The following is a 24,077-nucleotide window of genomic DNA, read 5'->3' on the forward strand; positions in this document are numbered from 1 at the left end:
ACCGTAGCCGGCCGAAGGCAGCCGTAGACACGAAAGAGCCCCGCCGACCGATAGGTCAGCGGGGCTCTTCTTCGCGCGGAGACGGGGGGATTTGAACCCCCGGTAGGCTTGTGACCCACACTTCATTAGCAGTGAAGCCCATTCGGCCGCTCTGGCACGTCTCCTAGCTTGCTGGTACCGATCTTCCGGTAACTAGCTGCTCAAGACTATCCGAGGAGACCGCCGAAGATCAAAACGCGCTGCTTATGTGGTCGGCGTCAAGAATTTCCACAGGAATTCATGGGACATCGCGTGCATGCGTGCCGCCTGGCGGTTGTCCGATGCGCCCGCATGACCGCCCTCGAGTGCCTCGTGAAACCACACGTTGTCGACGCCGAACCGCTTCATTCTGGCGGCCATTTTGCGCGCCTGAACCGGGCCCACCCGGTCATCACTGGTTGCCGTCCAGATCAACGATGCAGGATAGTCCTTCCCTTCTTTGAGCAGGTGGTAAGGGCTGAACGTCTGCACGTAGTCCCACTCCTCCGGTTTGTCCGGGTCCCCGTATTCGGCAATCCACGAATACCCTGCGGAGAGCTTTGAATACCGTTGCATGTCCAGCAGCGGGACACCGCAGGACACTGCGCCGAAAAGGTGAGGATACGTGGTGATCATGTTGCCGGTCAGCAGCCCGCCGTTGGATCGCCCGGTGCAGCCGAGCCGGTCCCGCTGAGTCACTCCGCGTTCCACCAGATCCATCGCGATCGCGGCGAAGTCCTCGTAGGCCCGGTGGCGCTTCTCATGCAGGGCCGCGCGGTGCCAGGACGGGCCGTATTCGCCGCCGCCACGGATGTTCGCCAGTACAAAGACGCCGTGGCGGGTTTCGCCGTCGTCGTCCGTGAAGGACCGCTCCAGCCATCCCCGGCCAATGACCCCGCTGTACGTCGGCGTCAGCGCCTGTTGGAACCCGCCGTAACCGGAGAGAAGTGTGGGGTTGCCGCCGTCGTACTTCATTGCCTTCGGCGCCACCTGGAAATACGGAACCTTCGTTCCATCCGCGGACGTCGCGAAATGTTGGCTGACCTCATAGCTGCTTTCGTCAAAGTACGACGGCGACGCCTTGACCTGGGCGGGCGAGCCACCGATGGTGCCGCGGCTGAGGGTCGAGGGCGTGAGGAACCCGGTGGCGATAAGCCAATAGTCATTTCCTGACTCGCTATCCTCATCATCCACCGCGTAAGCGTCCACCGAGTGCAGCGGTGGGCAGGCATCGAGCTCGGCGGTGCTCCAGTTCTCCGCCGGGTTGAGAACCCGGATCTCAGAGGCGACGTCGCGCAGCAGGTTCAGCAGGAGGTAGTCGCGGGTCCAGCTCCACGACTGCAGGGAGGTGTGATCATCCGGCTCGAAAATTGTTCGCAGTGCGCGCTCACCGGCCATGAACGCGTCAATGTCGGCGACGAGCAGGGATCCTGGCAAGTACGTTGCGCCCTCGTGTTCCCACGGTTGTTGCGGGCGGAACGTTGCCCACTGGCGGTGCAGCTCAACAGTGACATGCGTGGGTACCTCGATCGGCTGCCACTGGCCGGCGATGCGCAGGAACGTGATCCGGTTGTAGAAGTCAATGATGTCCACGGCAAGATCCCGCTCAAAACCCGGTGTCAGATCGCGGGCGGCAACAGCCATCATGTGGTCCTCAGAAATCTCGAAGAACGGCTCGGCGTCCTTGAGCTGCTGGCCCCGACGAAGAATTCGGGAGAACCGCGGGTAGGAAGAGGACGTCATGGATCCCTCACCAAAATCAGTGCCCACGTATAACGTGTCCGGTCCGGCCCAACTGATCCGGTTCTTCGCGCTCGGAATGTCGAAGCCGCCCTCAACGAACCGACGTTCAACGACGTCGTACTCTCGACAGCGGTTTGCGTCACCGCCGTCCGGAGACAGACTGATCAGGGCGTGCCGGTGGGGTTCGCCGTCGGTCGGGCGGAGGAAAGCCGCGCCAGCCCAGACCCATTCTGTGCCCTCGACGCGGGCAAGTTCGTCGATATCGAGCAGGACCTCCCACTGCGGATCCTCAGCGCGATAACTGTCCCACGTGGTCCGTCGCCATACTCCACGGGGATGCTCGGCGTCGCGCCAGAAGTTGTAATAGTGGCTGCCGCGCTTGGCGGCCATGGGGATCCGGTCCGTTGAGTCCAGCACCTCAAGGATGCGAGCCTCATGCTGATCGAATGTGGGGGAGAGGAGCATGTCCTCGGTGATGGTGTTCTCCTGCCGCACCCAATCCAGCTGCCGCTCGCCGTAGATGTCTTCTAGCCACTGAAACTCGTCGTTTTCCATGTAGTTATCCTAGGCAATGAGAGTGATGGATTTCACGCGGAACGGTGGTGAGTCGGTGAGCCTATACGCTGGAACCATGGATCGGAGGCGAAATTTGCGGGTGGCACTAGTGGGTGCGGGGCCGCGTGGCACCTCCGTCCTGGAACGTCTGATGACACTCTGGGAAGGCCTCCCTGACGCCGAAAGACCGTCACTGACCATCCACATCATCGACCCGTACAAGCCCGGAGCCGGCCATGTGTGGCGCCCTGAACAGTCGCGCTTTTTCCTCATGAACACACCGGCACTGTTTCCCACCGTCGTCCCCGTGGGGCGGACGGCGAGCCATCTAACGCCTGGCCCCATCACAGTGTCCTTTGATGACTGGCGGAAGCTGATGCTCCGCGAACCCGAGGGAAACCTGTCCGACGGCGACCACGGAGAGCTCGCGTCCCTCAGCTCCAGCGCGTTTCCCAGCAGGGCCATCTACGGCCGCTACCTGGAGTGGGTTTACCACCGTCTGATAGAACGGTGCGGTGTTGGTTTTTCGGTGGAGTACCACGAAACGGAAGCCCGCCACGTGGAACCTATTGGACCTGGTTACCGTGTGCACCTCTCCAATGAAGGCGTCCTGGATGTGGACGACGTCGTCTTGGCCCTGGGTCACTTGCCCTCCCGGCTCAACCCGGAACAGGAAAAATTAGGCGACGGCGCCGCCCGCGCCGGATTACAGTACTGGCCGCCGAACGTGCCAGCCGACGTCGACTGGAGGCGCTTGCCCGCCCGCAAGAACGTGTTGGTGCGCGGCCTTGGACTGAACTTTTTCGACATCATGATCCAACTGACCGAGGGACGCGGTGGTCGATTCGTGGCTTCCGGCCAACCCGCGGGGCGGGCATTGACGTACGAGCCGTCGGGGAACGAACCGGTGGTGATTGCGGCATCGAGGCGTGGGACACCGTATCGGGCCAAATCTGATCTCAGCACTTACATTCCGCACAGCGTCACCCTGCGCTATTGCACCTTTGAGCGGGCTGGTCAGTTCTTGGCCAGCGGCATCCATCCCGGGTTTGATCGCGACATCTGGCCGCTGCTGCACCGGGACGCGCTATGGGCCTACTACAGCACGCTGGCCCGAGTTCGTGAACTTCCTGCGGGTTTTCTGTCGTCGTTGGAAACTGCGCTCGACGTCGTCGAAGTCAGCTGGCAGCGGCGGGTAGAAGACGTGCTGACTGAGTTTGTCCCGAGCGATGACCACCTGGATCTGGAAGCGCTGGCGTACCCGTTCAAAGGCAGAAACTTTACGTCTCCGGATGAGTTCAACCAAGCCGTCCTCAAGTATCTGGAAGATGACGCCGCTGGTTCAGCCGCCGGCGAGGACGATCCTTTGAAGATGGCCATTGGCGCCATGAACGCCGGCAGATCCGTCATCAAGTCGACCGTGGCGGACGGCGGTCTGGCTGAAGCGTCGTGGCTCGCTGAGCTGTGCGGCTGGTTTGAGCCTCTCGTCGAGGGGGTCGCGAGTGGACCGCCGGCTCTGCGGATTGAACAGCTTGCCGCGCTGGTGCGTGCCGGCGTCGTTCAGTTTGTCGGTCCGGCTCCACGGTTCGAGGTGGATCTGGACGATGAGCAGTTCGTTGCGGAGTCTCCCTGGGTTGCAGGCAGCCAGCATTCCGCACGCTACGTTGTGGACGCGATGATGCCAGCCAACCGGGTGGAGCAGAACATTTCCGAGCTCTTGAGGCGCCTGCAGGAAGACGGGTTGGTGCGCCCGCGGATCATGATGTCCGACGTCGACGGCGTCCCCGTTGTCACTGCCGGTCTGGATGTGACGCCGCCGCCGTACCGGCCCATCAAAGGCACCGGTGAACCAGCCCGACACCTGTATGTGATCGGCCTGCAGCTCTCCTCCGCTCAGTGGGGAACAGCTATCGCGGCTGAAGCGGGCGCTCCCGCTCATGCCGGATCGCGGACACTGCGAGACGCCGATGACATTGCCGCCGCTATCCTCGGTCTTAACCCCGCGAGGTCACCCCTTGCCGGCCAGGTCACCCCTCACAGGGGTGATCTAGCGGCGAAAGGGTGACCTCGCGGACGGCGGTGGCTACCGCTGCTGGCTGAGACAGATCTTGTACTGCACCATACCTATGGCGTAGCCGACCCAACCCCAGAAGTCCCACCAGGCGGTTGGCCGCAGCGGTTTCACACATTCCACGACGTTGCCGGGCTCAACCGTGACCGGCAGCGTGACCGTGGTGTCGGTCGGCTCGGCAACGAGCACGATCGCACCACTGCCGCTGGCGTTACCCGGAACCGTGACCGCAACGGTGGCATCGCCCTCGGTGACAGGAACTGCGCCCAAGGACGTTGCCGTACCAGCGTCATTGACAAAGCTGACGGCCAGCTCGGTGTTCGCCGGGCTGCCGAGCGAAGTCAGGTTCAGGTTGGCGACATCGAACGTCACCTCTTGGCCTGCGGTCACCGTTGACGGCGCGCCCTTGACCACAACACCTTGACGGGCGAAATCAGGGGAGAGCGGGCTGTTGGACTGGATGTAAGAAATCCAGGCGTCCCGGTCCACCAGCCCTGAATCGCGGGTATCAGTTCCTTCGGCGAAGACGGAGAAATTATCGCCGCCCTGCGCCAGGAAGCTGAACGTCCCCACCCGGTAGCCGCGGTTCATTTCAAGCGGCTCACCGTTGATGATCACGGACTGGACTCGTTCTCCCCTGGGTAGCTCCGGGTTGTAGGAGTATGTGACGTTATCGGAGAGTCCGAGCGCCAGGAACGCACGCGAACTTCCCTCAGGCTGCCATTGCTGTTCGAGCATGGTTTCGATCTGCGCACCCGTGAGCGTGGTGGTCCACAGGTTATTCAGAAACGGCAGTACCGCGTTGGCTTCGGCGTAGGTGATGATCCCGTCTTCGCCGTAGTACAACTCGTTGCGCAGACCACCGGGGTTGACGACGCCGATCTCTGCGCCGCCGCGTTCGGCTGATCCCAGCGATGACAACAGGGAATCCGCGACGACGTTACCCAGCGTGGACTCGGAGGTGCGGTCATCGCGCTCACCGTTGACGAACGCGGTGGTGATGTCCGCCGTGACGGAACCAACCTTCTGGTTGCCCACTTCGGCAGCCTTGGCCAGAGCCGCATCCACAATGGTTTTGACTTCGGCGACGGCCGGGTACTGCTGCACCAAAGTTGCGGGGTCCGCAGTGGTGCGGGCAACGTTGCGGGCAGTGTAGGACTCAACTTCGTCGGTGGACTCGTTGTATTCGAGGGTGATCTGTCCGATGTGCTCACCGTAGGATCCGGTTTGCACTATGGGGCGCGTCTCACCATCTACACCGGGGACTGGGGCGTCCCAGGCGTAGCGTTGGTGCGTGTGCCCGGTGTAGATGGCATCGACCAGTGGCGTGGTGTTGTTGACGATCTCGGCGAATGCTCCGCCCTCGGCCACCTTGTCCTCGATAGTGGTGGCGTCAGCTACGCCGGAGGCTCCTTCGTGGTATTCGGCGATGATGACGTCGGCGGTGCCGGCGGTGTCCAGTTCCTGAGCAACCCGGTTCACTGCTTCAACGGGGTTGCCGAACTCCAGATTGGCAATGCCACCTGGGGTCACCAGCGTGGGAGTTTGCTCGGTGACGACGCCGATGACAGCGACGTCGACTCCGGCGATATCCAGCAACTCATATTCCGGCAGTACCGGGTCCGTGGTTCCCTTCGCGTAAACGTTTGCGCCCAGGTAGGAGAAGTCAGAACTGGGCTGAACGCGGTCGCGCAGGTCTGCCCAGCCGCCGTCGAACTCGTGGTTGCCCACTGCCGAGGCCCGAAGGTCAAGAGCGTTCAGTACGTCGATGGTTGGTTTGTCCTGCTGGACTGATGAGGCGAACAGTGACGCCCCGATGTTGTCTCCCGCCGAGAGGAACAGCGATTGTCCGTCGGGGGCATCATCCTTGAGCATCTCTACGGTCCCGGCGAAGTTCACCGTGTTCGAGTCAATCCTTCCGTGGAAGTCGTTGATGTTCAGGAGGTTGAGTTTGGTGGTGTCCGCCCCCGTGGTGGAGGAGTTGAATCCAACAAGCACGGGGTCGTGGTCGCTGGCACGGAAGACGTCCGGTTCGTAGAAGTTCACCGCGTTGACATTGAAGCGGCTGTATTCCAGTGCCACGGACTCCACCGAGTTGATGTTCCAGACATCGGTGTCGGTCACGCCCGAATCAGCTGCGGCCGAAGCGAAGATGTGGTCAAGTGAGCCCACCTGGCCGGAGAATACGTAGGAATGCTTTCCTGACTTGGCTCCCTGGTTGATGTAGCCCGCTGCTTCGAGGGCCTTGATCGGGTCCTCGGCGGAGTACGAGTTGAAGTCACCGGTCAGGAACACTTTTTCTGTTCCGGCATCAGCCTTCAGCTGGTCCGCGAAGGCTACGAGAGCCTCGGCCTGAGCTGTGCGGGCTGCGTTCCATGCACCCTGCCCGTCGCCCTGATCGGTGTTCGGGCCGCTGTCCGGTGCGGAGCCCTTGGACTTGAAGTGGTTGACGATCGCGATGAACGCTTCGGCATCCGGAGCGCCCACGGCTTTGAACGTCTGTGCATGCGGCTTCCGCGCATTTGAGAATGCCGTGTTGTCATCGAGGATTACGGATTCGCCCACCAGCTCAACATCGGCTGTCCGGTAAATGAATGCGGTGCGGATGACGTCTTCGTTCGCCAGGGCCGGAAGGTCCTCAGGTGAGCGGACGTAGTCCCATGTGCCCGGAGCGTCAGCGTTGAGTGCTTCGGTAAGGGCGGCCAGTGCTGCGTCGCGGTCCTTGCCAAACTTGGCCGAGTTCTCAATTTCTTCGAGTGAGACAACGTCTGCGCCCAATGAGTTGATGGCTGCGACGATCTTGTCCTGCTGTCGTTGGAGATTTTCCGCGTTGGCGGCACCTCGGGCAAGGCATCCGCTCCGAACTGAAATCGGGTTCCCGTCGCGGTCCGTGTAGTACGAGCAGCCGCTGAGCTGGTCACCGGTGGTGGTGAAGTAGTTCAGCACGTTGAACGACGCGATCTGCAGTTCACCGCCCACAGATTCCGGTGCAGCGGGACGCTGCGCTTCGAAGGCTGCGGGCTGAACGGTTGCGGCGTTGTCCGCGGAGAGGTGGTTCAGCGGCTGAAACTTCCAGTCCCCGTGGCTGAAGCTGAGGACCACATCCGTGGTGAAGGTGACGGCGCCGTTGACCCGGACATGTTCGTCCTTGGTCAGGTACGGCAGCGGCTGGTCCTGGTTCTCGGCCTTCAAGAAGTCTGTGCTGGCGCCGTCGTCGAGCCCTACCTGGCGGGCTTTGTTGCTGGTAGCCACGGCCTCGTTCTCTGGCGTGCCGGGAGCGGCGACGTCGGTGGGCTGGCGCAGTGGCTTCGTTCCGGCAGCCAGGGTGAGTTCGCCATACTGGTTCAGTGAGTAGTTGTCGCTAACCGTGAAGTCGCCGGTTGGTGCCCAGAGCATTCCCTCGAACGTCTCACGAATCTGGTCCGTACTCGGCCAGCCAACGGTCAGAGCTTTCACGGCCACGGCGGGTTCCTCCAGGACTTTCAGACCCTCGGCCTGCACCGTGATCTGCGTCTGATCATAGAATTCACCGGCGATACCCGTGACCTGGACGTGGTCTCCGATCGAGACGCTGCCCACAGTGGTCGGCGAGTAGACAAAGACGGCGTTGGAAGCCTCGTGTGACTCCGGTTCACCACCGGTTCCGGGTGTTTGGATGTAGTAACCATCGAGTCCGCCCGTGGCATAGGATGCGGTGACGACACCGGTGGTCGTGACCGCCTTGCCAGCCAGCGGTGAGGCATCCTCTGTTCCCTGGATGGTTGCGATACTGACGGGGTCAGACGGCACAGGAGGATCTGTTGGCGTGGGCGTGGGCGTTGGCGTCGGTGTTGGTTCCCCAGTCCCGTCGTCGGCCGTTTCGCCTGCGGCATTGGTGGGAGTGACGGATTCGCTGAGTGTGAAATCGGCGGAATTGTCATTGGTGTCTGCACCGGCGTCGCGGTTCATCGACAGCGGGTTCGTGGTTCCGCCGGGGCCCTCAGCAGGAGCGGTTTCGAACGTGTTGGAGGATCCGTAACCCAACAGATCCGTGACATTCGCGGCGTCGGTGACCGAGCCGGTGGGCAGCTGTGAGAGTGCCTGGCTTCCATCGGAGAGAACCAGTGCCCCTTGGGTTCCGCTGGTGTTCAGGTTTCCGACGACGTCGGCTTCCGGAAGTGCTGCGCCGGTCTCACCATTGCTGCTGCCGGAAACCAGGAAATAGCCGTTGGCCGGGATGCTGCCGGACAACTCGGCAACGCCAGAAGGCGCGTCGACTCCCGTGGCAGAACGGTACTGCAGCGACCATCCATCCAAAGACACGGCAGCGTCTGAGGTATTGAAAAGTTCCACGAATTTGGTATTGAAGGGGGCATTGGCGCTTCCGCCGTTGACGTAGGCCTCATTGATGACAACGGCGGAGCCCACGGCTGCCTGGTCCGCCTGTGCTGGTAGTGCTGCGAGCGGTGTGGCGATCAGCGCCGCTCCCAAAGCGGCCCCCACCCCGCTTCTCCATGACTGGTGCGTCATTTCCGTTTCTCCTTGACCTGGCCGTATCCGGCCGCGAGTGATGCGCGACGCCGAGTGGACGTCCCTGCTGTGGCGGTTGAACGAACGGTATGTCCCGTCACTGACATTTTGGTTCCATGCGAGCCAAGCAGGCATGGGTAAACATCAGGGTTACCACAGGTAAATAGCTGGACCGGCGCCCCAAATTATTTTGCCTAAATGAGCGCGGGAATGAGCCCGAAACCTTGACTCTGCAACGCTTCGGGAGTCTAATGTGCTATCGGTCGGCGCTTTTGAAGGTTCCGGTGGAGGGCTTGTTACCCGGCACTGTCACGAGGCAAAGAACTGTCCGGTTATCTGCTTCGGACCAGTCGGCGGCCTGTGGATAAAAGAACTGTAGCGGCAGCTCGGAGTCACTGTAAGAAATTCCCACGAACTTCTCGAAGGCTGGCCGGCAGAATGCGTCCGCTTGGGTCTCTGCCTTCTCAACACCGGGGTATTCGCCGTCGAGCATCTTCGTGCTGGCAAAGACTTCAAATTCGTGTGGTTTCTCGCAGGGCATGAGCGTGACTTCCGTGCCGCCGTCGTCCGTGAAGCAGTCGCCGTCGCGCAGTTCCGGGACTGAGGCATCCACTGTCTCGGCGACACTGCCGTCTTCGTTCCGCTCGGGACCGGAGTTCAGCAGTCCGCAGCCGCCCAAGAGTAGGCTGACGGTCAGCAGCGAACCGAGCCCTGCAGCACGCGCCCACGTAGTCATGATTCCCCTAGCATCCAGCTAGCTTACCGAAGCAGGCTCCTCGCCCAACGCGTCCCCTTCCGACACGTCCGCAGAAATTGTTGGAATGGGGCGGAAATGGGCGGCATTCCAACAATAAGTGCGGACGCGTTGGGGGTTCGGCCGCGGGGACCGGGGCCGGTCGATTAAAGCAGTGTGCTCCGGACCGAAATCCGGAGCACACTGTTTACGCGGAAGGTAAGAGATTCGAACTCTTGGTACGGGGTTACCGCACACTGGTTTTCAAGACCAGCTCCATCGGCCGCTCGGACAACCTTCCTCCCTGATAGTTTGTCACGGAGAATCAGTTGCTCACAAATCTATGCGTGCCTGGAGGGAATCATGAGAGCGGTAGTGATCACGGACGATGGCGGTCCTGAGGTTCTGGAGGTCCGTGACGTTGCGGAGCCTGTACCTGCGGAGGGCGAGGTACTCATTGATGTAGCGGCGGCCGGGCTGAATCGGGCGGATGTGCAGCAGCGGCGGGGTGTGTATCCACCGCCTCCCGGCGCATCGGAGTATCTGGGCCTTGAGGTGTCTGGCCGCATTGCGGATCCAGGGAATTCCACCTTCGCGGTGGGCGATGAAGTGGTGGCGCTGCTCTCAGGCGGTGGTTACGCGGAGCGCGTGGCGGTGCCAGCAGGGCAGGTTCTTCCAGTGCCCGACGGCGTGTCTCTGATAGATGCGGCATCGCTGCCCGAAGTTGCGGCGACCGTGTATTCGAATCTGTTCATGGCGGCCCGGCTCCTCGAGGGGGAGACGGTGCTGATTCACGGGGGTGCTGGTGGAATCGGGACGATGGCGATTCAGTTGGCTCGCGCGCTGGGTGTGCGCGTCGTGGCGACGGCGGGTTCGGCGTCGAAGGTTCAGCTGGTGCGTTCCCTCGGTGCCGAGGGGATCAACTATCGCGATGAGGATTTCGTAGAGAGTGTACGCGACCTGACCGATGGTCGTGGGCCAGACGTGATTCTCGACGTCGTTGGCGCCAAGTACCTGGAACGGAACGTCACGGCGCTCGCGACCAATGGGCGGCTGGTGATTATCGGTCTGCAGGGCGGTGCGAAGGCCGAGCTGAACCTGGGCGCACTCATGGGCAAGAGGGCTGCGGTGATGGGCACCACGCTGCGTTCCCGTCCTGTGGAGGAGAAGTCCGCGATTATGGCCGCCGTCGGGAAGACTGTCTGGCCATTGATTGAATCCGGCGAGGTGAAAACCCAGGTGGACCGGGTGTTTGCACTCGCAGACGCAGCGGCAGCGCACGAGTACTTCGACTCGGGCGAGCACACCGGCAAAGTGTTGCTGACACTGCGCTAGCGACACGCGCCGCGAACAGTGCGCGCCCGCACCCCCCAAACACATACTCGGTATGCAATACTTTCTCTAACAAATACTCAGTATATAGGGGGATTCGTGTCCATTCGTCACAGCCTGTTGGCGCTTCTACAGGAGCAGCCGCGGTATGGCTATCAGCTACGCGCCGAGTTCGAGCAGCGGACTGGCTCCACGTGGCCACTGAACATCGGGCAGGTTTACACCACCCTGGACCGGCTTGAACGCGACTCGATGGTCATCCGCGACGGCGACGACGGCGAAGGACACGTCATGTACCGGCTCACGGACACCGGCGGCGAGGAAGTCGGAAACTGGTTCTCCCACCCTGTTGCTATGGCAAACCCGCCCCGCAACGAACTCGCCATCAAACTGGCGCTCGCGGTCACCCTGCCGAGTGTGGACGTAGGTGGCGTTATTCAGGCGCAGCGGGTCTCGTCGATGCGTTCGCTGCAGGACTACACGAAAGCCAAACGCGACACGTCAACGCACAACCGCCCGGAGGACACTGCCTGGCTGCTGGTACTTGACTCGCTCATCTTCAGCACAGAAGCCGAGATCCGCTGGCTCGACCACTGCGAATCACGGATGCTCCAGCTCAGCATCACCCGTGAGGCGCGTTCTGGTAGCACAGCACTCAGCGCCGAACACGCCGACAACGTTCAGCAGCACCCGACGTCGCACACCATCGGGGGAGGAAAATGAGTCAGGTACTTCAGCTGGCAGGAGTGAACCGCACCTATGGGGAAGGAGCGACGTCGATTGCTGCCCTCCGCAACGTCAACCTCACCATCGAGGCGGGCGAGTTCGTTGCCGTCATGGGGCCCTCCGGTTCTGGAAAGTCGTCCCTCCTGGCGCTTGCCGGTGGGCTGGATACGCCGACGTCGGGCGAAATCTTCGTTGAAGGCACGCCCCTGAGCACGCTGAGGCTGAACGAGCTGGCCAGGCTCCGGCGTCGGGCCATTGGTTACGTGTTCCAGGACTTCAACCTGGTGCCAACATTGACCGCTGCGGAGAACGTTTCTCTGCCGCGTGAGCTCGACGGCGTTCCCCTGCGGAAAGCGCAGCGGCAGGCGAAGGAAGCACTGCGCATTGTGGGAATCGAGGCGCTCGCCGATCGGTTCATGGACGAGATGTCCGGCGGTCAGCAGCAGCGCGTGGCCATTGCGCGGGCGATTGTGGGGGACCGGCACCTGATCCTCGCCGACGAACCAACGGGGGCCCTGGATTCAGCAACGGGGGACGACGTCATGAGCGTTTTGCGCCACCGGGCCGACGCCGGTTCCGCGGTGATGCTGGTAACGCACGAGGCCCGTCACGCGGCGTGGGCAGACCGGGTGGTCTACATCCGGGATGGCCGGTTCGCGGACGAGGCCCGGGCTTCGCAGGATCCGTCAGTTCTCCTCGCACAAAGCGGACTGTAAGCGTGCCGGTCGACGTCACGGCCCACCGCGGCTCACGACGACAGTCCTTTCGCCTGGCCTTGCGGCTCGCTGGCCGCGATGCCCGTAAACATCGGGGGCGCAGCGCGCTGATCCTGTCCCTGATTGCCCTGCCCGTTGCCGCGATGACCGTGATCGTCCTGCTGCTCGCGAGTACTCAGGCCACGGTGCAGGAACGCATCGATGCGGAGCTGGGGACTGCACAGGCGTACCTGACACCTCTAAACACAGACGGCAGCGGGTTGATTCAATACCCCACTATGACGAGCCCGATCAGTACGCCGGGAGACCCTGATCCACACTTTGTTGCCAAGTCTCCCGCAGCCGTAGTCCCTCCCGGCTACACCACCGTTGAGGAAAGTAACACACAGATCCTCATACCCATGCAGCGCCCGGAAACTCGGGCATCGGTGGTCGGCAGCGACCTGTTCAATCCTGGCTTCGAATCAAGGTTTTCTCTCATCGAGGGCACAAAGACTCCAGGGGCAGACGGGATCTACGTCAGCCCTTCGCTGCAGGGTCGCCTTGGTATTGATGTTGGCGACAGGCTCACCCTGGAGGCTGGCGACTATCGAGTCGCGGGGATCATCTGGGAAGGTGCCACAAAGAATATGGCTGACACCATTTATGTGTCGTCGGCAAACCATCCCGTCGTCACCGAGGCCGAATACGAACTGAAGCGTCTGTATCTCTTCGGAGATGAACCCTTGACGTGGCCGCAGATTCAGGAGCTAAACGCTCAGGGCGTAGCGGCCCTGTCCAGAGCGGTCCTCCTCGACCCACCCCCGGCCCCGGAGCTGCTTGGTCCCGATGAATACGGGGAGCGTCAGATGATCACCTTCATTCTCGGCGTCAGCATGGTCGGGATTCTGGTCCTTGCCGAGGTGGGGCTCCTTGCCGGGGCTGCATTTGCCGTCGGTGCCAAGAACCAGCGTCGGATGCTAGCACTGCTGGCCGCGGCCGGAGGGGAGAAATCGACGGTACGGTCTGTCGTGACGGCCTCGGGTGTGGTCCTGGGTGCCCTCGGTGCCATAGCTGGGGTGGTTGTAGGAACCGGGGTTGCGGCCGCCGTCGTGTACTGGAGCTTGTCGCAGCATTCAATGATGTTTGCAGGCTTCCACCTGCTGGTCTGGCCCTTGATTATTTTTGCGCTGCTGGGATTCACGGCGTCAGTGATCGCAGCAGCCGTCCCGGGATTCGCTATGGCGAAACAAGACGCCTTCAACTCACTGAAGTCTGCCCAGACCACCTCAAAGCCGCAGAGCAGAATTCCGGTGGTTGGGCTAGTGCTCATAGGGCTTTCGCTGCTGCTGGGTGGTGCCGGAGTAGCGGTCATCCTTGGTTTGGACGATCCAGAGCAGTACGGACCCAAGGGCGTGGTGTTCGTTCCCCTCATGGCTGGTGGCACCCTGCTGTTTCTGCTGGGCCTGCTCTTGTGCACGGGACGTATCGTCGACCTCATGGGCAGGTTCGCCGGAATGCTGCCATTGGCGCCCCGGATGGCCGTGCGGGACGCGTCACGAAACCGAGGCCGATCTGTGCCGTCGATTGCAGCCGTCCTCGCGGCCACAGCGCTTGCTTCCATTGTCATGGTGGGCTCCGCAACATTCGCCCAGGAAGAGGCGGGAAAGCGGCACGTCAGTCTTAACGACCAACAGGGAGCCGTCTCACTCCGGACCCCCAACTCCGACAGCGAAGCTTGGCAAACAACCGACCCCGAGGTCACTATCTCCGCGGTGGAATCGGTAGTCGGCCCGGTTGAGTCCTCCACCATCATCAGCGGCGTTCACGACACCTGCAGCCCGGCGCAGGGCTGTGTCCACCGGGAATTTATTTCGCCCTCAGAAAACACCTGCAGGGCCAAAGCCGAACGAAACGCCGGTGATATCTGGTCCTGCACAGACCCCGACACCAACGTTGGTTCAGCCTTCCCACTGCTCACCGTCGGCGGAGCGGAAGCTCTGAAGAGCATGTTGGGTCACGAGCCCACACCCGAAGTGCTGCAGGCACTGAAGGACGGCAAGATGGTGGTTTTAGACCAATCGTGGATAAAGGACGGTCACGTCAGGATTCGCTCCCGAACCTATGAGTTTGAAGGCGGCGAGGTGCGCAACGAAGCGTATCTTGAGCTGCCCGCCGTGGCCGCCGAGCCAGCGGCCAGATTATCTGTTGGAGGAGTGATCTCGCCCCAAACGGCTGAGGAACAAGGTTTCACGGTCAAGGAACTCAGCCTGATCATGGACCTTCCGTCACATCCAACGAAAGCAGAGGTCGAGGCCATCAATGTGAAACTCGAATCCGGCAGCTGGTTCACAACGCAGTACCCGGGCCCTCCCACCGAGAAGATCCTCTGGGCCATCGCGGGGATCGCCTGCCTCGTGGCCCTGACCGCCGCCTCCATCACTGCGGGCCTCGCGCTCGCCGACGGAAGGGCGGACCACATGACTCTCGCAGGTGTTGGCGCGGCGCCACGCCTGCGCAAGGCAATTGCCGCTTGGCAGTCAGGATTGACCGCCGTCGTCGGGGTCGGTCTTGGGCTGGCGGCGGGACTCCTGCCCGCCGTCGCGCTGTTCGGTTCCGCAAGGGAATACGTCCTGGTGGTGCCCTGGCCGCAACTCGGGGTGCTGCTCATTCTGGTCCCGGTAGTGGGGGCTGCGTCCGCGTGGCTGTTCACCCGCACTCGCATTCCGATGGCCAGGCGTGCGCTGCTCCAATAAAAAGGAACTGGGGCACCTACCGCTTGTCCCACGTGAAGTTCTTCATGGCGTAGTGCAGTGGAAGGTAGGTCCACAGGCCGATCAGCGAGATGAAGGGCAGCAGTCCTACTTCTCCACCCCAGCCTGCCTGGAACAACTGGTACATCGCACCGCCGGGGGTGAGCGCCTGCAAGGTCTGCAGCGCTGGATCCGTCGCGAACAGTGGCCATACGAAGGTACCCATCACGAGCATAAAATAGGGGAGCGTCGTGAACTGCGCCGCGCTGGCTGATGGTGTGTAAATGCTCGTCAGAATTCCGAAGGCCGTCGACGAAACAATGATGAGCACTACGCCGACGACCACCGGCCATGGGTTCGGGGGAAGACCGAATCCGGTGGCAAAGACAACGATGAACACAACCAGCAGCTGCGCCAGTGTCAGAGCGGCTACGGGCGCCGTCATCCCCGCAAGGATGATGGAGTCGCTTGACTCGCCGCTGCGCAAACGTTTGAGGAACAACTCCTGCCGCCGCGTAGCGAACGTGGTGACTACCGTGACATAGACGGCGAGCATCACCACCATCAGCGTGGTCAGCCCGAGCGTGAACGCAGGAGCTTCCTTGCCTGGCCCCGCGAAGGCGACGAAACCGGCAAAAAGGAACGGCATAACGACCGCACCTGCCAATACCGTCTTGTTGCGGACAATAATCTTCAGCTCCTGCCCAGCGATGGCAGTGATGCGCGACGACGCCGAGGGCGCGGTGATGGTACTCATGAGTTGTTCTCCTTCTGATTGGTGTGCCCCGAACCCCCAGCGCTGACCCGGCGGAACACTTCGGCAAGTGAGGCCTCCGACGCCGACAAGCGTTCGAGCCGGATGGAGCCAGCCTCAGCCCAGGTCAACGCCCGGCTGAGGTCTCGTTGCAAATGATCGGTGGCAATGGTGACCCGGGTTTCAGTCGGCATCGGCAGGAAGGACGCATCCACCCCCGACGCCGTCAGCCCCTCGACGTGGACAGCCGGATCGAGCACAAAACGAATGCTGGCCGGCTCAGCGCCGAGTACCTCAGGCAGCGAACCGGAAACGGCAATGTTCCCTTCGTGCATGATGGCAATGCGGTCAGCCAGCGTCTCCGCCTCTTCCAAGTAATGCGTCGTCAGGACAACTGTTGTACCGGCGTCGTGCATGGCCCGCACCACAGCCCACGTGCGCTCGCGGGATTCGGGGTCCAAACCCGTCGTGGGTTCGTCGAGAAAGAGGATCTCCGGCTGGTTGATCGTGGCCAGAATCAGGTCCAGCCGGCGTCGTTGCCCGCCGGAGAGCTGCTTGACCTGGAACCAGACATGGAGGTGGTGGCGAGTGCCGGAAACGGGGACGACGCCGTCGCGCTGGCCATCGAACACCAACCGGAGGTTTGTATCCTGGATCTGGAGATGCCACCCACCGACGGCATCTATGCGGCGGAGCAGGTTCTCCGGTCGGTAGCCACCCGCGTGATTCTGGTAACTCGTCATGCGCGTCCCGGTGTGCTCCGGCGTGCATTGGCCAACCGGGTGTCCGGCTTCGTGCCGAAATCGACTCCGGCGGACAAACTGGCCCGTGTCATTCGAGATGTTGCTGCCGGCCGGCGGTATGTTGACCCGGATATAGCAGCTAGCGCCCTTGCCAGTGAAAGTTGCCCCTTGACGCCTCGTGAACTCGATGTTTTGCGTGAATGCCGTAAGGGTGGCACCATTCCCGTGATCGCGAAGTCGCTCCGGTTGGCGCCGGGGACGGTGCGCAATTACATCTCCTCAGCCATGTCCAAGCTCGACGCCGGAACGCGGCAGGATGCTGCGACGGCCGCGTGGGATCAGGGCTGGATTTGAAACGGCCTTGAGCCATAGCCTTGCGACTGGTTGGCTAGAGTCATGAGTAACTCATCAGATTCCAAGGACCTGCCCGACGACGACCATCTCCTTGAGGACATCGGCGCCGCCGGTACCTCCGATGCCCAGAGCATGCCCGGGGATGAGGACCCAGCTGGAACGCCGGCAGAGTTCACCGGCGACCACTACACGGCCGGGCAGCTCAATGCGGGACAGCATGTCGGCGGCGCTACCCCGGGCGGTGGCGCCGAGCCCAGCCGTGGCCAGGATCTCGAGGAACAACAGAAGGACCACGGGCCCAGCGAATGACGCCCCAAGGGAACAGCGCAGAGAGCAATGCCGGAGACGGCGGCAGCGTCGCTGGCGGCCACCCCAGCAGCGCCCACGGTGTGACAAGTTCGGTCAAGGTTCGTCAGCTGACGAGCGCGGACTTGCTGGCTCAGAGACTCGACAAGCCCATGGGCATCCTCGGTATCCTGTTTCTCCTGGTCATCCTGGGGCAGCTGTTGGCATCGGAGCCGGGCCTGACCGCGGTTTTGAACGTCGTCGGATGGATATTCTGGGCCATTTTCGTTGCCGAGTTCCTTTTGAGGGCCTACATTGCGCGTTTTCAGGCAGCTTTCTGGAAACGGAACTGGTGGCAGGTGATCTTCTTGCTGGTTCCGTTCCTGCGGTTTTTTCGGGCGCTGCAAGCGTTGCGGTTTGCTCGCGTCGCCAGATTTGCCAGATTCGGTAGCGTCCTCTCGGCGGGCGTTCGAGGGTCGCGTTCGGCCGGACGTCTTCTGACCAGCCGGATTGGGTGGGTCGCGGCACTGACCGGTGTCGTCATGCTGGTGGCCAGCCAACTGTTGTACGTGGCCGGTTCCTATGAGAGTTATGGCGACGCGTTGCTCGAATCGGCGATGTCCACCATCACTGGCGCCCCACTGAGCGCTGGCGATGGGTTTGCCAAGATCCTGCAAATAATTCTGGCCCTCTATTCGGTTGCCGTGTTCGCCACGCTAGCCGGTGCGCTCGGTGCCTTTTTCCTTCGAGCCGAGACAGCTGAACTCTCCGAGCGTGAGAACATAAAGGAATGAGCGATCAGCAACGCGCCGCCCTATAGGTCTCCATGGCACTTTTCAGCGCGCTCCGACAGGAGCGGAGGGACGACGCCGAGCTTGGCAAGGGCGTGTGGCGCCGTGTGCATGGCAGATTCCGCCGCGGGTTGGATCGGTATCACCAGATTCTTGAGGGCGCGGAGGACGACGCCCTGTACAACGAGCTCGCGACCGTCGCCAATGAACTCGCGGACCTGCTGCCGCGAGTGCGCAAAGCCTGCGTTGAGAGCCAGTCGAGCTTTCCGAGCACCGGCCTAGACGTACCCGGATCCCTGATCGACGTGCATCGCGCACTGTCCAAGGCAGGAAACTCGTTGGCCGCAACTGCCGAGTCAGCGGCCATGTCTCGTCTTGACGCCGAACGCTGGGGTGTGAACTCTGCAGGTCTGGAGAACGTCCGACGTCGGGCGGAGATCGTCGCCGAGGACGTTGCTCGCGCAGAAGCGGTCCTTGGCCTCTGATCTTCTTGTCCTTGGCAGAGCAGGAAATTATTTTACCTGGAGCACAGTTGGCAACAAATGAAGATCCTCCATGAAAGGCGAAAAATGACCGAATCACCGGTACTGACGTTCAATGACGGAAACACCATCCCCCAACTGGGCTACGGGGTGTGGCAGGTGGAAGACAACGTGGCGGAAGACGTCGTCGGCAAGGCATTCGCCGCTGGCTACCGTCATATCGATACTGCGCAGGCTTATCAGAACGAATCCGGCGTTGGCCGTGCCATCGCGTCCTCGGGCGTGGGCCATGAGGACATGTTCATCACCACCAAGATCTGGAACTCCAATCAGGGCTACGAGGCCACGTTGAGCTCCTTCGAGGAGTCCATGCAGAAGCTCGGTCTGGAGAAGCTGGACCTGCTGCTCATTCACTGGCTACAGCCCAAGCAGAGCAAATACGTCGATACGTGGAAAGCTCTCGTGGAGCTGCAGAAGCAGGGACGCGTGAAGACCATCGGCGTTTCCAACTTCACCAAGGAAGCGATCACTGAGCTGATTGATGCCACTGGCGTTACTCCGGCTATCAACCAGGTGGAGACGCACCCCCACTTCAATCAGGCTGACCTGCGTGCTTTCGAGAAGGAACACGGCATCCTGCACGAGTCATGGTCCCCATTGGGCCAGGGCAAGGAACTCCTTGAGGATCCGGCGCTGCAGCAGATAGCGCAGAAGCACGGCGTCACCGTTGCTCAGGTGGTCATTGCCTGGCATCTGGCCGTGGGCAATGTTGTCATCCCGAAGTCCGTCACTCAGTCACGCATCGTAGAGAACTTCGCGGCGCTGGACGTAAAGCTTCAGGACGACGACGTCGCCACCATCAGTGGGCTGGACAAGGGCGCCGAGGGCCGGATTGGCCCGGACCCTGCGGAGTCTGACTTCCAGTAACCCTCCTTTTAGCTGCGGCGAGGTCACCCCGTAGCCGCGAGGTCACCCCTGACAAAGGGAGATCTCGGCAACGCGGGGTGACCTCGCGGTGGTTAAGGCTCGGCTGAGACCTAGGCTGATCGGCCCGTCAGCTGTGCATGGAGCGGCCAGTCTTGGCCTTCGAGAATCACCTGGCTGCAGGCTCCCGTTGAGCGGTTGACGACTATGGGCGCCATCAGGTTGACCGAGGTGCCGTCGCCACCTGGATTGGCGACAACCAGCACCAGGGCATCTTCTGACGCGTGAAGTTCCAGTGCGGATGCCTCGGCGGTGGAGATCTCTGGCTCATAATCTGGTACATACACGGCGGCGTCCAGAACGTAGAGCCGTCGACTGGGGGCTTCGCTGGACTGCAGCGTGTAGAGCCCCTGCGCTCCGGAAATACCAATGAGCTGAAAAGCGGTCAGTGGCGCCAGTCCGGGCGGTGGCGTGATGAAAGTCAGTTCCATGATGCTCATCTCAAGAAGTCCATCAGGGTGGGCTGGAGAACGCGTGCGCTGACAGCCAGTGCATTCTGGTACGCGATTTCCTGGAGCTTCATATCCATCACCACTTCGCTGAGGTCCAGGTCTTCAATACCGGAACGCTGCGTTTCCAACTCCACAGACTTACTCACATTGGCCTCCCTGGCCCGAAGAAGTTCGGCATGGCGGGCACCGACCGCCGCGTGCTGACCCAGAACGGCTTCGGTCCGGGAATCTATGGCAGCCAGGTGGCTGCTCGTGCCGGTTCCGGCGCGCAGGTCGGTGACCATGGTGTTGACCAGCGCAAATACGGAGTCTGGCCCCTGGCCGAACACCGCGGCGCCGTCGGCGTCTACCCGAACGGTGGAATTGGCTGTCATGCGGCGTTCGACGCCGCTTCCAGAGACACCAGCGTAGGCAAAGGACCCGTCGAATGCCTTACCAGTGTCTGAGTTTCCCGCGAAGACCGCGCGTCCTTGATGAGTGGTATTGGCCTGTTTGAGGAGTTCAGCTCCAAGGCTTTCCAGCTCTGCGGCGAGGCCTTCACGGCCTGCAGGCGAGAGCGTCGAGTCATTAGCGCCACGCAGCGCAAGGTCCTTGACCCGATTGAGCAGGTCTGTGGTGGTGGACATGGCGGCGTCGACGGTGGTCAGCCAGGCATCGCCGTTGTTGATGTTGCGGCTGTGCTGTTCGTTCGCGCGCAGTTCCGCACGGACACTCAACGCGGCCTTGGTGCCTGATGGATCCTCTGAGGGACGACCGATCGCATTGCCAGTCACCGCTCGTTCCCGTAGCCGTGCCAACTCGGAGAGACCAGTCTGCAGGTTCTGCTGCGTTGTCCTGGTCATGGTCTGGCTGGTGACCCTGCTGATCATTGCCTATCTCCCTACTATTCCCGTGCGGTTTATCAGCGTATCGAGCATTGCGTCGATCGCCGTCATGACCCGCGCGGCGCCCTGATAGGCGTGCTGGTACGCCAGTAGTTGCACATTCTCTTCGTCCAGATCCACGGTGGCATTGGACAGTTGCGCGGTCGCCGCTGCGTTTGCGCTGATGTCAGCGATGGTGGCCTGCTGAATCTCGGTTTTGGTACGGACGGCGGTGGACGTGACAAAGGCGGCCCATACGTCATCGGGCGATCCAGGTTGGCGCCCGATCTGCGAGATGGCGTCCGCCAGGTTGCCGTTGATGCCACCAGCGGAGGCCAACGACGTTGCGACGCCGCTTCCATCTGCCGGAACAACTTTAAGGCTCGACGCCGGACTGCCCGGATTGAAGCTGAAGAAGTCTAGTCCGGTGGTTCCGTCGGCCGTGCTGCCCGTGCGGTGAAGGGCGTTGACCTGGTTGGCTAGCTCAGTGGCCAGGCGGTCATAGTTCGCTGCTGCGTCTGCCAATTCCCCGCCGCTACCTGCGGGTGCAAGCATGGACAGCGCCCCGGCGAGTTCGCCGCCGTCGAGCGTTGCGGCGTCCCCGGGACGGTGCTGCCACTCAAGGCGTACGACGTTGGCTGCCGAAGCATCGAGGCTGGTGGCACCGGCAAGGGAGATGGGGCGGTGCGTTCCGCCCGCGACAATTGCGTTGCCGCCGATGGTGACGTCGATCGTGCCGTCATCGTTGCTTCTGGTCCTGCTGCCTGTCAGCGCGGCGATGGTGGTGGTAAGCAGTGAACGCTGATCGATGAGCTCATTGGCGGATCCACCAGCGGCCAGCTGCGACCGGATCTTGACGTTGAGGTCTGCGACAGCCGAAGCGGCGCCGTTCAACTCCGTGACCATTGACTCAGCCTGGGAGCGCAGGGAAGACCACTGACCCTCGACATCCCGGCGGCCTTGACTGATCCCTGATGCAAGGGCATTGGCCTCGGCGAGCAGAACTTTCTGTACGGCCGGCTCCGTTGGTTCGTTGGCGGCATCCTGCCAAGCGGCCCAAAAGTCCTGGAACCGGGCGGAAAGTCCGTTCTCGCCGGGTTCGCGGAAGGATGCTTCCATCGTTGCCAAGGTGTTGGCGCGGACCGTTGAGTAGCCGGCGGCCGCCGCCGTCGTGCGCACCCGGTTGTCCAGGTGAATATCACCCAACCGCTGCACGCCGTCGGTAAAGACTCCCTGTCCGGGACGGGAGCCGGTGGTGAAAATCCCATTGTTCAGTGGCGCCGCCGCTGACGTGGAGATGCGCTGACGTGTATAGCCCTCGGTGTTGGCGTTGATGATGTTCTGGCCAACCACGTTCAGGCCCTGGCGGGCCGCTACGAGGCCGGTGTACGCGGCGTTCAAGCCGCTGAAAGTGCTCATGTTCTACTTCTCACAGGTCCTTATCCAGCATGTGCCATGCGTCGGAAGCGGCGTTGGATGTTCCGCGTGAACCATAGGTACCGGCATCGGATTCCAGCGTTGCCAGGGTCTCCTGAGTGGAGCGCGATGCCGCCCGCAGATACTGTTCGTTGGTCTCGCGAAGCTCGCGGATCTTGGTGGTGGATTCCGTCATCGCTTTGAGATGTGCCGCGAAGATGCTGCTCCACGGTCCAGGAGGGGCATCGCCGGCCAGCTGGCGGAGTGTAGCTTCCTCCGGCGTTCCCCACTCTGCCGCCACGGATCCCACTTCGACGGTTCGGGCAAGCCCGGCCGCGCGCAGGCGTTCAAGAACCTGCTCCACTTCGCGGGTAGCGTGCTGAAGCCAACGCGTTTTACCCGAGGTCAGGATGAGTTGCTCTTCTTCAAGCTTGAAAATCAGGAGCTCGAGTAGCTCCCGCTCTTTCCACAGCAGGGCTGATAGCTCTTCTGCACCCATGCCATTACCTCCGGTTGTCATAGGCCCCCAACGAAGCCCATCATGTATTTATTCCTATCGGCATTGTGTATCTCAATGTTAGTGATATTGTTCTTCCAGTTGGTGACAATTTTTCACCGGCTCGCGCTGGGGAGCTGCGGTTATATGGTCGGATATTGTCGCCTTAAAAGAGTTTCCCTGCGTGTTACTTATATGAGCAGCGGTTGGGGAACTCGCAATGAATCATGTCGAACGTAATGCGCTCGTCGTCGAAAACCTACCTTTGGTAGGTTACCTCGTATCAGAACTGTGCGCTAAGGCGACACACCTCTCACGGGATGATCTGGCGTCTGTTGGCGCCTTGGCTCTTATATCTTCTGCGGAATCCTTTGATTCCACCCTTGGCGTTCCGTTTGGGGCCTACGCCAGGCGTCGCATAGCCGGCGCTTTCGCGGATGAGCTTCGCGCCAACGACTGGGCGCCGCGCTCAGCCCGTAAGCGCATCAAGGAAACACTTGCTGTCCAGGAGACTCTCACCGGCGCTCTCAAGCGAAACCCGAGCACCCGCGAAATTGCTGCTGCTATGGGCGTTGACAAGGCGACGGCGGATGCCGCCCTCACGGATGCAGCGCGGACCGTGGCGCCCCTTGACGATGCAATGTCCGAGGTGCTCGCCTCCCGCACGGAGTCGCCGGAAGCAGAGCTGCTGGTCACCGAACGAATCGGGTTTGTGCGCTCTGCCGTAGACGTTCTGCCGGAGAAGATGCGCTACATCATCGAGGAGATCTACTTCGAGGATCGCAGCGTGAAAGACCTGGCCGAGGAGTTGGGTGCCACCCACTCAGCGGTATCGCAGCAGCGCTCGGAGGCTATCCGCCTCCTGCGTGACGGCATGAAAATTCACTACACGGACGACGACGCCTCCACGTACGTGCCCCAGTCCAGAATCTCGACCAATCGTCGGACGGCGTACCTTGCCAGTCTTGCCGAGGAAACCTGCGGTGGGATTGCTCGGGCAGTCCGTCTGCTGGACCCCGTGAAACTAGCGGTTTAGGAGTACCCCAACAGCTACAGATTGCGGATCCCCACCGTTTGGGGGTCCGTTTTCTGTTTAACGCTGCTCTTCTGACGCAGAAACGTGGCGGAGGTGCAGCTGCGTGGTGCGGAAACCACGTGTCTGCCCCTCCGCCACGCGTTTGCCGGGCAAAATCCGGGACCGTGAAAATTCTCCAAGAAACTTTTTGGCTACTCCTAACTTCTTTCTTCGTGGGGTCGATAGCTTGTGGTGTCGGCCCATGGATGGGCTGGAGAATTTTGACCCACTCACGGAGGAATACATC

At 61.7% G+C, this 24,077-nt stretch carries 20 protein-coding genes and 2 tRNA genes; 11 read left to right on the forward strand and 11 right to left on the reverse strand.

Features of this window, described 5'->3' with window-relative positions; all coding sequences use genetic code 11:
- Nucleotides 1–76: 76 nt before the first annotated feature.
- Together JOE65_RS04205 and JOE65_RS04210 are read right to left on the reverse strand one after the other, a co-directional pair.
- Nucleotides 77–164: transfer RNA gene (locus JOE65_RS04205), tRNA-Ser, on the reverse strand.
- 79 nt (nt 165–243) lie between these two features.
- Nucleotides 244–2,316 (reverse strand): prolyl oligopeptidase family serine peptidase, encoded by a 2,073-nt coding sequence (locus JOE65_RS04210; RefSeq protein WP_205162059.1) that lies wholly within the window; start codon nt 2,314–2,316, stop codon nt 244–246.
- 76 nt (nt 2,317–2,392) lie between these two features.
- Here JOE65_RS04210 and JOE65_RS04215 point away from each other — a divergent pair, with 76 nt between their 5' ends.
- On the forward strand, nt 2,393–4,381 hold the full coding sequence (locus JOE65_RS04215) for an FAD/NAD(P)-binding protein (protein WP_205162060.1): 1,989 nt from the start codon (nt 2,393–2,395) through the stop codon (nt 4,379–4,381).
- Nucleotides 4,382–4,399: 18 nt separating this feature from the next.
- Here the strand turns inward: JOE65_RS04215 and JOE65_RS04220 are convergent, their stop codons facing one another.
- The 3 genes from JOE65_RS04220 to JOE65_RS04230 form a co-directional block, all read right to left on the reverse strand.
- On the reverse strand, nt 4,400–8,896 hold the full coding sequence (locus JOE65_RS04220; protein WP_205162061.1) for an ExeM/NucH family extracellular endonuclease: 4,497 nt from the start codon (nt 8,894–8,896) through the stop codon (nt 4,400–4,402).
- Between the two features lie 256 nt (nt 8,897–9,152).
- Complete coding sequence (locus JOE65_RS04225; RefSeq protein ID WP_205162062.1) at nt 9,153–9,632, reverse strand: septum formation family protein; 480 nt, start codon at nt 9,630–9,632, stop codon at nt 9,153–9,155.
- 210 nt (nt 9,633–9,842) lie between these two features.
- Nucleotides 9,843–9,930 (reverse strand) — tRNA-Ser (locus tag JOE65_RS04230).
- Nucleotides 9,931–9,992: 62 nt separating this feature from the next.
- Between JOE65_RS04230 and JOE65_RS04235 the strand changes: the two genes are divergently transcribed.
- The 4 genes from JOE65_RS04235 (at nt 9,993) to JOE65_RS04250 (ending at nt 15,138) form a co-directional block, all read left to right on the forward strand.
- Nucleotides 9,993–10,964 carry an NAD(P)H-quinone oxidoreductase gene (locus JOE65_RS04235; RefSeq protein ID WP_205162063.1) on the forward strand — a complete coding sequence of 324 codons (972 nt, stop codon included), beginning with the start codon at nt 9,993–9,995 and terminating at the stop codon, nt 10,962–10,964.
- Nucleotides 10,965–11,060: 96 nt separating this feature from the next.
- The gene (locus JOE65_RS04240; RefSeq protein ID WP_205162064.1) at nt 11,061–11,684 is read left to right on the forward strand and encodes a helix-turn-helix transcriptional regulator; all 624 of its coding nucleotides are present in this window, start codon (nt 11,061–11,063) and stop codon (nt 11,682–11,684) included.
- The gene (locus JOE65_RS04245; RefSeq protein WP_205162065.1) at nt 11,681–12,403 is read left to right on the forward strand and encodes an ABC transporter ATP-binding protein; all 723 of its coding nucleotides are present in this window, start codon (nt 11,681–11,683) and stop codon (nt 12,401–12,403) included. Before JOE65_RS04240 ends, JOE65_RS04245 begins: the two co-directional genes overlap by 4 nt.
- Before the next feature lie 2 nt (nt 12,404–12,405).
- A complete protein-coding gene (locus JOE65_RS04250; protein WP_205162066.1) occupies nt 12,406–15,138 on the forward strand; it encodes an ABC transporter permease in 2,733 nt (910 codons plus the stop codon).
- 16 nt (nt 15,139–15,154) lie between these two features.
- Here the strand turns inward: JOE65_RS04250 and JOE65_RS04255 are convergent, their stop codons facing one another.
- Nucleotides 15,155–15,892 carry an ABC transporter permease gene (locus JOE65_RS04255; protein ID WP_205162067.1) on the reverse strand — a complete coding sequence of 246 codons (738 nt, stop codon included), beginning with the start codon at nt 15,890–15,892 and terminating at the stop codon, nt 15,155–15,157.
- Nucleotides 15,889–16,416, reverse strand: a complete 528-nt coding sequence (locus tag JOE65_RS15060) for an ATP-binding cassette domain-containing protein (RefSeq protein ID WP_476693097.1) — start codon at nt 16,414–16,416, stop codon at nt 15,889–15,891. Before JOE65_RS15060 ends, JOE65_RS04255 begins: the two co-directional genes overlap by 4 nt.
- Here JOE65_RS15060 and JOE65_RS04265 point away from each other — a divergent pair.
- The 5 genes from JOE65_RS04265 (at nt 16,387) to JOE65_RS04285 (ending at nt 19,471) form a co-directional block, all read left to right on the forward strand.
- A complete protein-coding gene (locus JOE65_RS04265; RefSeq protein ID WP_476693098.1) occupies nt 16,387–16,986 on the forward strand; it encodes a response regulator transcription factor in 600 nt (199 codons plus the stop codon). The two genes, JOE65_RS15060 and JOE65_RS04265, sit on opposite strands and share 30 nt — an antisense overlap.
- Nucleotides 16,987–17,028: 42 nt before the next feature.
- Nucleotides 17,029–17,295, forward strand: coding sequence for a hypothetical protein (locus JOE65_RS04270; RefSeq protein ID WP_205162069.1), 267 nt, complete (start codon nt 17,029–17,031; stop codon nt 17,293–17,295).
- A complete protein-coding gene (locus JOE65_RS04275) occupies nt 17,292–18,065 on the forward strand; it encodes a hypothetical protein (protein ID WP_239536615.1) in 774 nt (257 codons plus the stop codon). Before JOE65_RS04270 ends, JOE65_RS04275 begins: the two co-directional genes overlap by 4 nt.
- A 32-nt stretch (nt 18,066–18,097) precedes the next feature.
- Nucleotides 18,098–18,547, forward strand: coding sequence for a hypothetical protein (locus tag JOE65_RS04280; RefSeq protein WP_205162070.1), 450 nt, complete (start codon nt 18,098–18,100; stop codon nt 18,545–18,547).
- A gap of 84 nt (nt 18,548–18,631) precedes the next feature.
- A complete protein-coding gene (locus tag JOE65_RS04285; RefSeq protein ID WP_205162071.1) occupies nt 18,632–19,471 on the forward strand; it encodes an aldo/keto reductase in 840 nt (279 codons plus the stop codon).
- A 110-nt stretch (nt 19,472–19,581) separates the two neighbouring features.
- Here the strand turns inward: JOE65_RS04285 and fliW are convergent, their stop codons facing one another.
- The 4 genes from fliW to JOE65_RS04305 are packed head-to-tail and all read right to left on the reverse strand — an operon-like array spanning nt 19,582 to nt 22,758.
- Entirely contained in the window at nt 19,582–19,968 is a 387-nt protein-coding gene (gene fliW, locus JOE65_RS04290; protein WP_205162072.1) for a flagellar assembly protein FliW, read from the reverse strand.
- A complete protein-coding gene (locus JOE65_RS04295) occupies nt 19,965–20,849 on the reverse strand; it encodes a flagellin N-terminal helical domain-containing protein (protein WP_205162073.1) in 885 nt (294 codons plus the stop codon). Before JOE65_RS04295 ends, fliW begins: the two co-directional genes overlap by 4 nt.
- Nucleotides 20,850–20,852: 3 nt before the next feature.
- On the reverse strand, nt 20,853–22,262 hold the full coding sequence (gene flgK / locus JOE65_RS04300; protein ID WP_205162074.1) for a flagellar hook-associated protein FlgK: 1,410 nt from the start codon (nt 22,260–22,262) through the stop codon (nt 20,853–20,855).
- Nucleotides 22,263–22,272: 10 nt separating this feature from the next.
- Entirely contained in the window at nt 22,273–22,758 is a 486-nt protein-coding gene (locus JOE65_RS04305; RefSeq protein WP_205162075.1) for a flagellar protein FlgN, read from the reverse strand.
- Between the two features lie 217 nt (nt 22,759–22,975).
- Here JOE65_RS04305 and JOE65_RS04310 point away from each other — a divergent pair, with 217 nt between their 5' ends.
- Complete coding sequence (locus tag JOE65_RS04310) at nt 22,976–23,791, forward strand: sigma-70 family RNA polymerase sigma factor (RefSeq protein WP_205162076.1); 816 nt, start codon at nt 22,976–22,978, stop codon at nt 23,789–23,791.
- The last annotated feature ends 286 nt before the right edge of the window (nt 23,792–24,077 follow it).

Source organism: Arthrobacter roseus (assembly GCF_016907875.1).
In the GTDB taxonomy this organism is placed as follows: Bacteria; Actinomycetota; Actinomycetes; order Actinomycetales; family Micrococcaceae; genus Arthrobacter_J; species Arthrobacter_J roseus.